At 67.9% G+C, this 14,670-nt stretch carries 14 protein-coding genes and 1 tRNA gene; 7 read left to right on the plus strand and 8 right to left on the minus strand.

Going from position 1 to position 14,670, the window contains the following annotated elements; all coding sequences use genetic code 11:
- The first annotated feature begins 199 nt into the window (after positions 1-199).
- From ACYP33_RS21940 to ACYP33_RS21955, 4 genes are all read left to right on the plus strand, one after another.
- On the plus strand, positions 200-892 hold the full coding sequence (locus ACYP33_RS21940) for a peptidoglycan DD-metalloendopeptidase family protein (RefSeq protein ID WP_459623904.1): 693 nt from the start codon (positions 200-202) through the stop codon (positions 890-892).
- A gap of 350 nt (positions 893-1,242) precedes the next feature.
- Positions 1,243-2,853: an acyl-CoA synthetase gene (locus ACYP33_RS21945; RefSeq protein ID WP_459623905.1), complete on the plus strand. Its 1,611-nt coding sequence runs from the start codon at positions 1,243-1,245 to the stop codon at positions 2,851-2,853.
- Positions 2,854-3,009: 156 nt separating this feature from the next.
- Entirely contained in the window at positions 3,010-3,333 is a 324-nt protein-coding gene (locus tag ACYP33_RS21950) for a DUF2288 domain-containing protein (RefSeq protein ID WP_459623906.1), read from the plus strand.
- A 10-nt stretch (positions 3,334-3,343) separates the two neighbouring features.
- Positions 3,344-4,726, plus strand: coding sequence for an MATE family efflux transporter (locus ACYP33_RS21955; protein ID WP_459623907.1), 1,383 nt, complete (start codon positions 3,344-3,346; stop codon positions 4,724-4,726).
- A gap of 15 nt (positions 4,727-4,741) precedes the next feature.
- Here ACYP33_RS21955 and ACYP33_RS21960 read toward each other — a convergent pair whose 3' ends face one another.
- From ACYP33_RS21960 to ACYP33_RS21970, 3 genes are all read right to left on the minus strand, one after another.
- Positions 4,742-4,954, minus strand: a complete 213-nt coding sequence (locus ACYP33_RS21960) for a hypothetical protein (protein WP_459623908.1) — start codon at positions 4,952-4,954, stop codon at positions 4,742-4,744.
- Positions 4,955-5,174: 220 nt separating this feature from the next.
- Positions 5,175-5,993: a GNAT family N-acetyltransferase gene (locus ACYP33_RS21965; protein ID WP_414444631.1), complete on the minus strand. Its 819-nt coding sequence runs from the start codon at positions 5,991-5,993 to the stop codon at positions 5,175-5,177.
- A 161-nt stretch (positions 5,994-6,154) separates the two neighbouring features.
- The gene (locus ACYP33_RS21970; RefSeq protein ID WP_459623909.1) at positions 6,155-6,613 is read right to left on the minus strand and encodes a SixA phosphatase family protein; all 459 of its coding nucleotides are present in this window, start codon (positions 6,611-6,613) and stop codon (positions 6,155-6,157) included.
- A 109-nt stretch (positions 6,614-6,722) separates the two neighbouring features.
- Between ACYP33_RS21970 and ACYP33_RS21975 the strand changes: the two genes are divergently transcribed.
- Positions 6,723-6,799, plus strand: a tRNA-Pro gene (locus tag ACYP33_RS21975).
- 181 nt (positions 6,800-6,980) lie between these two features.
- Positions 6,981-7,199, plus strand: a complete 219-nt coding sequence (locus tag ACYP33_RS21980) for a hypothetical protein (RefSeq protein WP_414444618.1) — start codon at positions 6,981-6,983, stop codon at positions 7,197-7,199.
- 84 nt (positions 7,200-7,283) lie between these two features.
- Here ACYP33_RS21980 and ACYP33_RS21985 read toward each other — a convergent pair whose 3' ends face one another.
- The 5 genes from ACYP33_RS21985 to ACYP33_RS22005 form a co-directional block, all read right to left on the minus strand.
- A complete protein-coding gene (locus tag ACYP33_RS21985) occupies positions 7,284-7,643 on the minus strand; it encodes a copper-binding protein (RefSeq protein WP_459623910.1) in 360 nt (119 codons plus the stop codon).
- The gene (locus ACYP33_RS21990) at positions 7,640-10,855 is read right to left on the minus strand and encodes an efflux RND transporter permease subunit (protein ID WP_459623911.1); all 3,216 of its coding nucleotides are present in this window, start codon (positions 10,853-10,855) and stop codon (positions 7,640-7,642) included. The genes ACYP33_RS21985 and ACYP33_RS21990 overlap by 4 nt, the downstream gene beginning before the upstream one ends.
- Complete coding sequence (locus ACYP33_RS21995; protein ID WP_459623912.1) at positions 10,852-12,345, minus strand: efflux RND transporter periplasmic adaptor subunit; 1,494 nt, start codon at positions 12,343-12,345, stop codon at positions 10,852-10,854. The genes ACYP33_RS21990 and ACYP33_RS21995 overlap by 4 nt, the downstream gene beginning before the upstream one ends.
- Before the next feature lie 8 nt (positions 12,346-12,353).
- Entirely contained in the window at positions 12,354-13,649 is a 1,296-nt protein-coding gene (locus ACYP33_RS22000) for a TolC family protein (RefSeq protein ID WP_459623913.1), read from the minus strand.
- 139 nt (positions 13,650-13,788) lie between these two features.
- Positions 13,789-14,163 (minus strand): hypothetical protein, encoded by a 375-nt coding sequence (locus ACYP33_RS22005; RefSeq protein ID WP_414449826.1) that lies wholly within the window; start codon positions 14,161-14,163, stop codon positions 13,789-13,791.
- A 155-nt stretch (positions 14,164-14,318) separates the two neighbouring features.
- On the opposite strand from ACYP33_RS22005, the gene ACYP33_RS22010 reads away from it, so the two are divergent.
- The gene (locus tag ACYP33_RS22010; RefSeq protein ID WP_459623914.1) at positions 14,319-14,642 is read left to right on the plus strand and encodes an ArsR/SmtB family transcription factor; all 324 of its coding nucleotides are present in this window, start codon (positions 14,319-14,321) and stop codon (positions 14,640-14,642) included.
- The last annotated feature ends 28 nt before the right edge of the window (positions 14,643-14,670 follow it).

Consider the following 14,670-nt stretch of genomic DNA (forward strand, 5'->3'; position numbering starts at 1 on the left):
CCCTGCGCCGGACGCCACGTGCCGCGCGCAGCCTCACGGCGCGGCCATTCGCCCCTTCTGAACGGCCGCGCCGTGACGCCGCGCACGTCTCGTGCGGCGATCGAACCCGCAAATCGGCGCCGCGCGCCGCGAACCCGGTAAAATCCCCGGTTTTGTATCCTGCCGCCGCGCCCCGCGCCGCGCCGTCTTGCGAGGTTTCATGTTGGTCAAAGCCGCCCGAGGGTTCGTCCTTGCTTCACTCGCCGTTGTCCTGGCCGCGTGCGGTTCCGCACCGGTCGGCCCCGGCTTCTATCGCGTCGAACGTGGCGACACGCTGTCGAAGATCGCCCGCTCGAACCGCCAGCCGGTCTCGAACCTCGTGCGCTGGAATTCCATCTCGAATCCCAATGCGATCGAAGTCGGCCAGGTGCTGCGCGTCGCGCCGCCAGGCGGCACGGCATCGAGCAGCGCGCCGGTGCGCACCACCGGTGGCGGCAGCTCGGCGCCCCCGCCCGCAGCCGCCGTCGCGCCGCCGCGCCCCAACGTCTCGATCTCGCTGATCTGGCCGGCGGCCGGCACGGTGGTGCACTCGTTCGATGGCGGCAATTCGAAGGGGATCGACATCGCGAACACGGCCGGCACGCCGGTGGTGGCGGCAGCGGCAGGCACGGTGGTGTATGCGGGCAACGGGCTGCGCGGCTACGGCAACCTCGTGATCATCAAGCACGACGCGGATTTCCTGACCGCCTACGCGCACAACCGCGTGCTGCTCGTGAAGGAAGGCCAGGCGGTCACGCAGGGCCAGAAGATCTCGGAGATGGGCGACAGCGACAACGACCGCGTCGCGCTCCATTTCGAGCTGCGTTACGGCGGCCGGTCGATCGACCCGGCGCGCTACCTGCCCGCGCGCTGACGCACGCGCCGCATCGCGCGGCGCGCATTCCGGCAGCGGCCGCCAGGCCGCCCTGCTGACGAACGGGACCGCTCAGCGCTTGCGATACCGGCCGCTGACGCGGCCGGACAACGGATCAACGCGCGTCGCAAACAACACGACGGCGCTGATGCCGAGCACGCTGAACCCCGTGGCAATCCAAAGCCAGACCATGTTTCATTTCGATTCGTTGAACGAGCGATAGTACGCGGGAACCGGCATGGCCGCCGTGGCGCACATCATCCCTCGTGAAGTGCGACTATCGCGCGAAGGCCGTGACGATACGGTGTAATCTCGGCAATCCGTCTGTTGCGATGTCGCCCGGAGCGCCGATGCTGCCTGAAGCCGACGATTACCCTTCACTGCTTGCCGCGTTCGCGTGGCGCATTCCCGAGCGCTACAACATCGGTGTCGACGTGTGCGACCGCTGGGCCGACGGCAGCGGCCGGCTCGCGCTGATCGACGAGCGCGAGGACGGCACCGTCACGCACTATACGTTCGACGCACTGAAGGCGGCCTCCAATCGCCTCGCCCATCACTTCGCGCGTGCCGGCCTGGTGCGGGGCGATCGCGTCGGCATCTTCATCGCGCAAGGCGCGCAAACCGCGATCGCGCATCTGGCCGCCTACAAGGCCGGCCTGATCGCGGTGCCGCTGTTTGCGCTGTTCGGCGCCGACGCGCTCGAATTCCGGCTGGCCGACAGCGGCGCCGCGGCGCTCGTCACCGATTGCGCGGGCGCGGCCAAGATCGCGCCGCTGCGCGCCGCGCTGCCGACCCTGCACACCGTCTACTGCACCGATGGCGAGCCCGACGGCACGCTGTCGTTCGACGCCGCGCTCGCTGGCGAATCGGACGCCTACCTGCCCGTCGATACCTCGGCCGACGATCCGGCCGTGATCATCTACACCTCGGGCACGACCGGCAAGCCGAAGGGCGCACTGCACGCGCATCGGGTGCTGCTCGGCCATCTGCCCGGCGTGGAGATGTCGCAGAACGGCTTTCCGCGCGGCGCCCGCGTGTTCTGGACGCCGGCCGACTGGGCCTGGATCGGCGGCCTGCTCGACGTGCTGTTGCCGGCCTGGCATCACGGCGTGACGGTGGTGGCGCGTCGCTTCGAGAAGTTCGACGGCGAGGCCGCGTTCGCCCTGCTCGCCCGCCACGGCGTGACCCATGCGTTCCTGCCGCCCACCGCGCTGAAACTGATGCGCGGCGTGGCACGGCCAAGGGAACGGCATGCGCTCGTGATCGAATCGGTCGCGAGCGGCGGCGAATCGCTCGGCACCGAGCTGCTCGATTGGGGCCGCGAGGTGTTCGGCGTGACCCTCAACGAGTTCTACGGGCAGACCGAGTGCAACGTCGTGCTGGCCTCGTGCAGCGCACTGTTCGCGCCGCGCCCCGGGGCGATCGGCAAGGCCGCGCCCGGGCATCGCGTCGAGATCGTCGATGCGGCCGGCCAGCCGGTGCCCCCCGGCACCGAAGGCACGATCGGCATCCGGGCGCCCGACCCGGTGATGTTCCTCGGTTATTGGCGCAACCCCGACGCGACGCGCGAGAAGTTCGCGGGCGAGTATCTATTGACCGGCGACCGCGGCGTCGCCGACGCGGACGGCTTCATCCGCTTCGTCGGCCGCGACGACGACGTGATCACGAGCGCCGGCTACCGGATCGGCCCGGGGCCGATCGAGGATTGCCTGCTGCGCCACCCGGCCGTGCGGATGGCGGCCGTGATCGGCGTGCCCGATCCGACCCGCACCGAGATCGTGAAGGCGTTCGTGGTCGTGCAACCCGGCGTGACGGCCGACGAGGCGCTGGTGCGTGAATTGCAGCAGCACGTGCGCACGCGCTTGGCCGCGCATGAATACCCGCGCGCGATCGCGTTCGTCGACGGGCTGCCGCTGACGGCCACCGGGAAGATCATCCGGCGCGCGCTGCGCGACCTGTGAGCAGGCCACTGCACGGCCGCACGGCGGCGGACATGGGCATGACCGCGTTGCCACAGGCAGAACGGGCGCGCCGGCGGATCGGCTAGAATCGCGGCTCACCCCGCCTTGCAATCCGCACCCGGCCGTCACCCCGGCCGGGCGCCCCCGTTCAAGACCATGACCGCATCGACCCCTCCGTCCGCCGGCGACACGCCCAGCCCGCTCTACCGCCAACTGCTCGGCGAAACCGCCAAGATCGACTGGTGCGATCTCGAACGCTTTTTCGCACAGGGCAAGCTGCTGTCGGTGGCGCGCGACCTCGATCTCGTCAGCGTGGCCGAAGCGGTCGCCTCCGACGATACCGAACAGGTCACGCGCTGGCTGTCGGCTGGCCATGTGGCACGGATGCCCGCCGAACTCGCCCAGGATTACGCCACGCGCTCGCCCGAGCTGTGGGCCGTGGTCGTATCGCCGTGGATCTGCGTGCAGGAACGCACCTGAGCGCCTGCCGATGCCTGCTTCCCCTGCTTCTCCCGCTTCTTCGACCACCGCCGCGCCCGGCCGCACGCCGGTCGACCATCGCAGCGTGCTCGGCCTCGCGATTCCGATCGTGCTGGCCAACCTGACGCAGCCGATCCTCGGCGCGGTCGACACGGCCGTGGCCGGCCACCTCGACGGCCCGCAGGTGCTGGGCGGCGTCGCGCTCGGCAGCCTGTTCTTCAGCTTCGTGTACTGGGGTTTCGGCTTCCTGCGGATGGGCACCACCGGCCTCGTCGCGCAGGCGTTCGGCGCGGGCGATCAGGCCGGCATCCGGCTCGCCGTGTGGCGCGCGCTGGCGCTGGCCGCCGTGCTGGGCCTGGTCGTGCTGGCGCTGAACGGCCCGCTGATCGCGATCGCCCTGCATCTGCTCGGCGGCAGCGACGCGGTGCGTGCCAACGCCCAGGCCTATGCGCAGGCTCGCATCTGGGCCGCGCCGTTCGCGCTCGCGAACTACGCGATCCTCGGCTATCTGCTCGGCGTGCAACGCGTGCGGCTGGCGCTCGTGCTGCAAGCGTTCATCAATGTCGTGAACATCGTCGCCGTGGTGGCGTACGTGTATCGCTTCGACGGCGGCGTGGCCGGCATCGGCGCGGCCACCGCGACGGCCGATCTGGCCGGCTTCGTGCTGGGCGCGATCGTGTTGCTGGTGCGTCGCGGGAGCGGGCACGGCCCCGGGTTCGGCTTGCCGACCCGGGCGGCGTTCTTCGAGCGCACCGCGCTCAAGCGCCTCCTCGTGCTCAATCGCGACATCTTCGTGCGCACGCTGTGCCTGCTGTCGGCGTTCGGCTGGTTCGCGCATCGGGGCGCGCAGCAAGGCGACGCCACGCTCGCGGCCAACGCGCTGCTGCTCAATTTCCTGACCTTCACGTCCTACGCGCTCGACGGCTTTGCCCATGCGGCCGAGGCGCTGGTCGGCGCGGCCGCCGGCGCGCGCGATCGCGACACGTTCCGCGCGGCCGTGCGCGTGACGCTGCAATGGGCGGTGGGATGCTCGGCGGTGTTCACGCTCGTGTATGCACTGAGCGGCAACTGGATCGTCGCGCAACTGACCGATCAGCCGGCCGTGCGCGAGATGGCGGCACGCTTCCTGCCGTGGGCGGCCGTGCTGCCGCTGGTGTCGGTGTGGGGGTTTCTGCTCGACGGCGTGTTCATCGGCGCGACGCAGACACGCACGCTGATGATCGCGATGGCCATCTCGCTGGCCGTGTTCCTCGCGGCCAGCTTTGCGCTGGCCGAGCCGCTCGGCAATCACGGCCTGTGGCTCGCGCTGTCGATCTTCATGCTTGCGCGCGGCGTCACGCTGTCGCTGCGAATGCCCGCGCTCGCGCGCCGGATCGGCAGCGCAGCGGGCTGAGGCCGAACGGCGGCCTTACTGCGACGCGGCGGCCGGTGCGGCCGGCGTGCCCGACGCCGCCGGCGCATCGAGCATCGCCGGCGGCGTCATGTCGGTCGGCACGCCGTGGTAGTCGGCCGGATCTTCCGGCGGCTTGCCGTGATGGCGCGAGCCGTCGCTCGACGCCGATTGATCCACGCAGGCGCTCAACATTACCGCGACGAGCGCGGCCATAACGAAACGGAACATCCTCACCTCGAATTCGAAACACCGCGCGGCGCACGACGCACCGCGCACGCGACGCAGCAGTCTAGCGGAAACCGGCGCGTCCAGCCTCGTGCGCCGGGTTGCCAGATGCGTGATTCGCGCACGGCGCGCTCGCTGCCCGCTCGTGGCGTCGGCAACAAAAACGGCACGACGATCGGATCGTCGTGCCGTTTCGGTATTCGACTTGGCGCGTGCCGGAGGATCAGCGTGCGATCGGCTCGGCCAGGAAGTGGCGGGCGTAGCGGGCGTTGATGTCCGAGAGACGGAACAGCGTCAGGAAATCGGCGCAGTTGAAATCGGGATCCCAGGCCGGTGCGCCGCAGATCTTAGCGCCCAGACGCAGATAACCCTTGATCAGCGGCGGCGGCAGCACCTTCGTGCCCGTCTTCAGCTCGTCCACCGGCAGCGCCGTGTGCGGGAAGGCGTGGTATTCCGGCGCCGTGAGCGAGTCGCTGAGCGACGCGTACAGGTTGGCCGCGTAGTGGCCGCCGTCGGCCATCGACACGCTCGCGCAGCCGAGCATGGTTTCGTAGCCGTTTTGCATCATGTAGGTGCCCAGACCGCCCCAAAGCGCCATGATCACGGCGCCGCTGCGGTAATCGCGATGCACGCACGAGCGGCCGACTTCGACCATTTTCGAGCGCAGATGCGCGAGGCGGGACAGGTCGAACTCGCCTTCCGCGTACAGGCGGCCGATACGGGCGGCCTGATGCGGCGGGAGGACCCGGTAGGTACCGACGACCTTGAGCGTGTCGAGGTCGCGGACCAGCAGGTGATCGCAGTAGGCGTCGAAAGGATCGACGTCGAGGCCAGCGGGGCCGCTGACCGAGGCGCCCATCTCTTCGGCGAACACGTGGTAACGCAGGCGCTGGGCTTCGCGCAGTTCGTCTTCGGTACGCGCCCAAGCGGCGCGCAAGCGGAATTCAGACGTGACCGTTTCGGCCGCGCGCGGCAAACGGCGACGCGACTGATCAAGCGGCAGCGAAGCAAATGGGAGCGTGGGCGTCGGCAGATCTCGCATCAGGCTTTCCTGGTCGTAAGGATTGGAACGACATGGTCGCCAATGTAGTAACCGGCCGTGACGCTTGGATGGCAAATCGGTGTCAGTTGGGTGACATGTCGTCCAAATGACTTTAGCAGAAAGTCGGAAGAAAGGTATCTAGACGCGGAATTGGGCCGGATTCAGGTCAATTCCGGTGAAATTGCGGCCTTCAGGACGGCTTGACCGACACGCTCGATCGAGCGGCTTTGCAGCCAGATCAGCCCGCCTTTTTTCAGCGACCAGCTGTCGTCGATACCCGACAGCAGCTTCGCCGCCACCGCGCCGAGCGTCGGTTGATGGCCAACCACCACCACCGTGGGCGCGATGCCCTCCGGCCAGCCGGCCGCCGTCAGCACGTCGGCCACGCTGCCGCCCGGCGCCAGCTCGCGCACCGTGCGGTATTGATCCGTGAGCGTCTCGATCGTCTGCACGGTGCGCACCGCCGGGCTCGCGAGGATCACGGCGCTGCTTTCGAGCCGCGGCCTCAGCCACTTCGCGACCGCATTCGCATCGCGGCGGCCCCGCACGGTCAATTGGCGGGCGAGATCGCTGGCGGCGTAGTCCTCCGCTTCGGCATGACGCCATAGAATCAGATGCATCCTGATGAACCTCGGCGAGTCGATCGGACCTCCATGCTAACGCGCCTTCAATGACATCTGTACAAGGGATTGACCCGAGTGGCGCAATGAGGCACAATCTTTGGCTTGTCGGAGCGTAGCGCAGCCTGGTAGCGCATCTGATTTGGGATCAGAGGGTCGTAGGTTCGAATCCTATCGCTCCGACCACGAAATACGAAGGGGTTACACGCCACAAGCGTGTAACCCCTTTTTCGTTTCCGGCTTCGGATCACTGCGTGAAGCCGGTTTAGAACACCTGGAATGTTGCGACGCAACAAAAATGCTCGTAGACTGAGCTGGCGTCTACCGCGACATTGCTTCACGGGCGCCGCTAACGGGAGAGCACGCCATGACGACGTATTCGCCTCAACCCAGCCTGTCGCCCCCCGCTCTGCACGTCTTCGAGCAAGATGGCGCCTGGCACTGGGGCATCACCGTCCCGCGAGCCGCGGGCAGCGGATTCAAGCTGATCGCTTTCAGTGAGAAAACCTTCGCCGTTGAAAGCGCCGCCCGCATTGACGGCGGCTCCGCGCTCGCGAGCCTGGCGGATATCGACTCGCGGCATTGATGCTCCGTCGGCACGCTCATCGCGCACCGGAGCCAGGCTGAACGCCGCGTTCCGGATACGCGGAGATACGCGGCGCCCGCTTCGTCAGGACGAAGCCTTCACCATCTTCACGATGACGGGTGCGCCCTTCACGTTCTCGATGCGCACCTTGACCCTCTCCCCCGAATAAGCATTCCGCACCATCGCGGCGCCGCTCGCCTTGTAGGCCATCGTCATCGCGGGCATGCCGAGGTTGGCGAGTTCTCCATGCCTGAGCGTGACCATGCCCGTCGCACTATCGACCTTGACCACCTCGGCGTCGCTCAGTGCCGCGTCCGATGCCTTGGCCGATGACGGCGGCTTCGTCGGCATGGGCATGCCGGCCATGTCGTCGCCGGCGAGAGCCGATGCGGCATAGGCACCGGTGGTACAGGCAAGCAGCGTGAGAACGAGGAAACGTTTCATTGCGATTCTCCAGTGGTGATGGAAGGCACGTTCGTGCCGGAAGGAACTGCGTGAAATGAACCGGACGGGCGCACGGCGCCGTGCCTGCGCAGGCGTCGACGCTGCAGCAGGTACCACGCGGCGGGGATCACGAACATGGACAGCAAGGGCGCGGTGACCATGCCGCCGATCATCGGCGCGGCGATGCGCTGCATGACTTCCGACCCGGCGCCATGACCGAACATGATGGGCAGGAGCCCGGCCAGCACGACGGCGACGGTCATCGCCTTGGGCCGCACGCGCAGCACCGCGCCCTCACGGATCGACGCCAGGAGCGTGGCCTCGTCAAGCGGTGCCCCCCCGGTCAAGCGGTGATCGAGCGCGCGCTTGAGATACAGCAGCATGATCACGCCGAATTCGGCGGCCACGCCGGCGAGCGCGACGAACCCCACCGAGGTCGCCACGGACACCGCATGCCCGAGCGCCCAGATCAACCAGAATCCGCCGACCAGCGCGAATGGCACGGTCGACATCAGCAGCGCCGCGTCGGCGACGGAATCGAAGGTGAGGAACAGCAGCACGAAAATCACCGCGAGCGTCACCGGCACCACCATGCGCAGCTTCGCGGAAGCGCGTTCGAGATACTCGAACTGTCCGGACCACGCGATCGAATAGCCGGGCGGCAGCATCACGTTGCGCGCGACCGCGCGTTGCATCGCGGCGACGGAGGACGCCAGCGCCACATTGCGGATATCGACATACACATAGCCCGCGAGGCGCGCATTCTCGCTGCGTATCATCGGCGGCCCGTCGTCGATGCGCACGCGCGCGACGTCTCCCAGAACGATCTGCGCGCCGCGCTCGGTCACGATCGGCAACTGGCGGACGGCCTCCACCGAATCGCGAATCTCGCGCGGATAACGCACGTTGATCGGGAATCGCTCGCGGCCCGCGATGACTTCGCCCACCTCGTCGCCACCCACCGCCGACGACACCACCGACTGGATCTCGGCGACCGACAGCCCATAGCGCGCGGCGGCGAGCCGGTCGATGTCCACGTCGATGTAGTGTCCGCCGTTCAGCCGCTCGGCCAGCGCCGACGTGACGCCGGGCACGCCCTTGACCGCGGCCTCCACCTGCGTGGCGATGCGGTCGATGCCGTCGAGGTCGGGGCCGGTGATCTTCACGCCCACCGGCGTCTTGATGCCGGTCGACAGCATGTCGAGGCGGTTGCGGATCGGCGGCACCCAGACGTTCGAGAGGCCGGGCACCTTCACGCGCGCATCGAGCTCGTCGATCAGCTTTTCCGGCGTCATGCCGGCGCGCCACTGGCTGCGCGGCTTGAACTGGATCGTGGTCTCGAACATCTCGAGCGGCGCGGGGTCGGTGGCACTGTCCGCGCGCCCCGACTTGCCGAATACCGTCGCCACCTCCGGAACGGTCTTGATCAGCCGGTCGGTCTGCTGCAACAGCTCGGCCGCCTTGTCCACCGAGATCCCGGGAAGCGCCGTCGGCATGTACAGCAGGTCGCCTTCGTCGAGGGTCGGCATGAATTCCTCGCCGAGCCGCGACAACGGAATCGCGGTGAGCGCCAGCGCGACGGCAGCCAGGCCGATCACGCGCCACGGCCGCCGCAACGTCGCGTCCAGCAGCGGGCGGTAGGCACGCACGAGCAGGCGGTTGACCGGATTGGACGCTTCCGGCGGAATGCGCCCGCGGATCAGATAGCCCATCAGGACCGGCACCAGCGTGACCGACAACCCCGCCGCCGCCGCAATCGTGTAGGTCTTGGTGAACGCAAGCGGCGCAAACAGCTTGCCCTCCTGCCCTTCGAGCGAGAACACCGGAATGAACGACAGCGTGATGATCAGCAACGAGAAGAACAGCGCGGGCCCCACCTCGGCGGCGGACTCGGCGATCAGTTCCCAGCGCTGCGACGCGGTGATCGGCGTGCCGGGGCGGGCATGCTCGAACGCTTCGAGATGCTTGTGCGCGTTCTCGATCATCACGATCGCCGCGTCGATCATCGCGCCGATCGCGATCGCGATGCCGCCGAGCGACATCAGGTTCGCGTTCACGCCCTGGTAGCGCATCACGATGAAGGCCGCCAGCACGCCGAGCGGCAACGACAGGATCGCGACGAGCGCGCTGCGCAGATGAAACAGAAACACCGCGCAGACGATCCCGACGACGATGAACTCCTCGATCAGCTTGTCCTGAAGATTGCCGACGGCGCGTTCGATCAGTTTCGAGCGATCGTAGGTCGTGACGATCTCGACGCCCGGCGGCAGCGAGCGCTTCAGATCCGCGAGCTTCGCCTTGACCGCCTCGATCGTCGTCAGCGCATTCTTGCCCGAGCGCATCACGACCACCCCACCCGCGACCTCACCCTGGCCGTTCAGTTCGGCAATGCCGCGACGCATCTGCGGGCCGATCTGGATGCGCGCGACATCGCCGAGTAGGACGGGCGTTCCCGCCGCATTCGTGCGCAGCACGATGTGACGAAAATCGTCGAGCGTTTTCAGATAGCCGGACACGCGCACCATGTATTCCGACTCGGCCAGCTCGACCACCGAACCGCCCGACTCCTGGTTCGCATTCCTGATGGCCTGCGAGACGGCATCCGGCGTGATGCCGAACGCTCGCAGCCGGTCCGGGTCCAGCACCACCTGATATTGGCGCACCATGCCGCCGATGCTCGCGACCTCGGACACGTCGGGCACGGCCTTCAGTTCGAACTTCAGGAACCAGTCGTTGAGCGCGCGCAATTGCCCGAGATCGTGCTGCCCGGTGCGGTCGACCAGCGCATATTCGTAGATCCAGCCCACGCCGGTCGCATCGGGCCCGAGCGAGACCGTCGCGCCCGGCGGCAGACGGCTTTGCACCTGGTTCAGATACTCGAGCACGCGCGAGCGCGCCCAGTACGGGTCCGTCCTGTCGTCGAACAGCACGTAGACGAACGCGTCGCCGAACGACGAGTACGCGCGGATCGTGGTGGCGCCCGGCACGCCGAGCAGCGTCGTGGTGAGCGGGTACGTGACCTGATCCTCGATCACCTGCGGCGCCTTGCCCGGATACGAGGCCTTGACGATCACTTGGGTATCCGAAAGATCGGGCAGCGCGTCGAGCGGCGTCTGCCTGACCGAATACACGCCCCATGCCGCGAGCAGCACCGTGGCGAGCAGCACCAGAAAGCGATTGTGGATCGACCAGCGGATAAGGCGCGCGATCATGGCTGGCCTCCCACCGGTTCGACCTTCGTGAGCTGGTAGCCGCTATCGGTCTGCCGGAATGCGAAACGCACGGTGTCGCCCGCACGAACCTCGGCGAACGCATCGGCGGACGGCTTCTCGAATGCCATGGTCATCGCGCTCCAGTGCAATGCGGGCACTGGTTGATGCGAGAACGTGATCTCGCTCGCGTCGATTTTCTCGACGATTCCCGTGGTTTCGTAGGTTGGCGCGGCACTCGCCGCACTCGCCGCGACCTCCGGGCCGCTCGCTCCGAGACGCGGCAATACCGATTTCAGGCTCGCCTCGGAATCGATCAGGAACTGGCCGGACGCGACGACCTGCTGGCCCTCGGCCAGACCGGAGGCGATCACCGTATTGCCGCCCGCCTCGCGCCCGAGCGTGACTTCGACAGGCCGCATCTGCCCATCGGCGTTGCGCACGATGACGAGCGAACGCTTGCCCGTCGTGATCACGGCTTCCGATGGCACCACCAGTTGCGGCGCAGCCGCAGCGGCACTGACCCGCACGCGCACCAGCATGCCCGGCGTGAGGCTGCCCTGCGCATTGTCGATCTCAAGACGCGCCTGAAGTGTGCGGCTGTCGGTGCTGATGCCGGGCAGGATCTCGCGGATGCGGCCGGTGAAATGCCGCGAGCCATCGGCGGCCGCAACGGCATCGACGCTCATGCCGGGCCGCGCCTGCAGCGCCAGCGATTCGGGAATCTCGACGATCAGCCAGAGCTTCGCGAGCCCCGTGATCTTGGCGAGGGTCTGTCCGGGCGTGACCATCGCGCCTTCGCGCACGTCGAGCTCGCTCACGACGCCGGTTTCGGCTGCGGTGAGCGTGAGATGGGTCTGGACCCGGCCGGTGCGATCGAGCGCGGCAACCAGGGCATCGGGAATCGAGAGCGCCTTCATGCGCGCGCGCGCCGCCGCCAGCAGCCCGCCATCCATGCCGGAGCGCCGCAGCGCGAGATATTCCTCCTGCGGCGCCAGCCAGTCGGGAACGAACAGCGACGCGACCGGCGCGCCCTTCTCGATGCGCTGCATCGGCGCGTTCGCCGCGAGGCGATCGATATAACCGGCCACGCGCGACTGCACGACATCGGCGGTCGATTCGTCGAACTGCGTCGTGCCGATCGCATCGAAGCCGTCGGGCACGCTCACGCGTTGCACCGTCGCATAGCGGATGCCGAGATTCTGCTGCAGCGTCGGGGCGATCCTGATGCCGTGAGCGCCGCCTTCGTCCGCATAGACGGGCTGGAGCTGCATGTCCATGAAGGGCGACTTGCCGGGCTTGTCGAAATGCTGGTTCGGCACCATCGGATCGTGCCAGTAGAGCACCTTGCGGGTCGCGCTTGCATCACGGCGATCGACGCCGGCAGCGGGCACGGACGACGCATGGCGCGTCCCGGCCACATAGCCGGCGCCAGCCAGCACCAGGCCGGCTGCCAGCGCCGCCATGGCGAGAACGAGGGGTTTCGGGTTCATGGTGGGCCTCATGGGTTGACGGCGAGCGCGGGCGGGACGACCTGGTATTCGAGCTGCGCCCAGGTGAGCGCGACCTCCCGTTGCAGGTCGAGGATCTGAAGCTGCGCATCGAGCTGCGCACGCCGGGCGGCGAACGTGTCGGCGAGCGAGCCGGTTCCTGCGCGATACGCGGCGACGGCGAGATCGGCGCGGGCATCGGCGGCAGGCAGCAGGCCAGCCTGCAAGCCGGCGACACGCTCGCGGCCGCTGGCCAGCGTGGTCGACAAGGTCTGGAGATCGGCTTCGACCTGACGGCGGGTGTCCTCGAAGCTCAGGCGCGCCTGGGTGGCGAGGTCGGCCTTGCCCGCGACATCGCGATCCTCGACGCTCGACCGGTGAATCGGCAGCGGAATGCTCACGCCGACGGAGACGAAGTGCGAGTTGCCGCCGCCCTGCAGATACGAGACGTTCCAGGTCCAGTTGGGGCTGCGGCGGCTTTCGGAGACGGCCACCTCCGCGTCGGCGATGCGAATGTCGGCCGCCGCCGTGATCAACGCCGGGTCGACGCTGCGCAACTGGTCGGCGGACAGCGTCGCGACGACCGACTGCGGAGCGGGCGGCTCGCCCGCGACATCGGTCACGGGAATCGCCGTCCAGCGCGACAACGCGATGAGCGCGGCCTGGAAGACCTGCCGCGCCTTGAGCAGATCGTCGCGGGTCCCGGCCTGCATCAGCCGGGCCTGGGCGACGTCGGTGGCCGTTGCTCTCACGCCGCGATACGACGCTTCGGTAGCGGCCAGTTCGTGCGTCATGTGCTCGACAAGCGCCTCGCGCAGCGCGACGGCCCGCTTCGCATAAGCGGCGTCGAGCCACGCCGTGGCGGTGCGCTCGCGCACGGTCGCGAGCTGGGCAAGATAGCCGGACTGCGCGAGCTCGACGCGCTTCGCGGCGAGATCCGACTGGAGCGCCCGCTTGCGCGACGACACCCATTCCTGCTCGATGCCGATACGGCGCATCGTCAGAATGTTCTGGCCGATCGTATAGGCCTGATCGCCGTTGATCGGCAAGGTGTCGATGCCGGCCGTCAGGTTCGGATTGGGTAGTTGGCCCGCGCCGACGACCGCCTGCGCGCTGGCATCGACGGAAGACTGGGCGGCCGAGATGGCCGCGTTGCGCGCGCTCGCGCTTTCCAGCGCGGCGTCGAACGTCAGGGGGGTGGCCTGCGCGTGAGCGGTCGGGCCGTGCGCAAGCGACAGCGCGAGCACGAGCGCGCGCAGCCGCAGCCCGCCGCGCCGGTATGCCGGCGCGGCTTTGACTGGTTGCATGTTGAACTCCGTTGGGTCGAGCCCGTACCTGCCGTCAGGTGGTCGATGCGCACCGTGAAGGCAAATGGACGACAAGCGGACTCACGCCCCGCAAGGGGGCGACATCACCGCGAGGTCGCGGCGTACCGGATGGTGGGAGTCAGAGCGCGCGTGGCGGCCGCCACAACCCGTCGGGGCTGCGCGCGGGACAAGCCTGCGTGTAGTGGAAGCGCAGTTCGCTGACGCGTCCTGCCGGACGCGAAAGGATCGGCAAGGAAACCGGATGGTAGAGATTGCCGGCCTGGCATTGCGCCGTCATCTTGCAAAGCGTGCCGGCGGATTTGCCGTGACCGGCAGCCGAGGATGGCATGCCTTCGCAGTCGGACATGCCCTGCATGCCGGCATCGGACACATCGGCCGCGCCGGTCATCGAAGCCTGCATCGGACACGGGCCGGCCAAGCCGCTGGCCGCCAGCCCGGAGAGGGGCAGCATCGCGCAAAGCAGCAGAACGAGGAATGTCCGGATCAATTTCATCGCCGGGCAGTATAGCCGAGCCTTTGCCGGTGAGGGTCACGCCATCGTGAAGATGGCTTGCCCGCGACCGTGCATGCCGATCGTGCCGCTTCTGCTTGGGTGAACGCCGCCCGCACCTTCTTGCCTCACTCATATATTTCGAATATATTGGAAACATGGAAGAAAAAGACATCATTCGCGCCCTCGCGGCACTCGCCCACGAATTGCGCCTGCGCGTGTTCCGCATGCTGGTTGTCGTCGGGCCGGAAGGGCTGACGCCGGGCACCATGGCGGCCCAGCTCGACGTGCCCAACGCCACGCTCTCGTTTCACCTGAAGGAGTTGATGCATGCCGGGCTGGTCACGCAGGAACGCGACGGCCGCACCTTGATCTACCGGGCCGCCTACGCGCAGATGAACGCGGTCCTCGGTTTCCTGACCGAGAACTGTTGCCAGGGGCAGGCTTGCCTTGGCCCAGGTGCAACGTCGTGCCCATGCTGAACGAGAACGCTGACGAAGCAACCCACGC

The organism is Burkholderia sp. 3C (assembly GCF_054589155.1).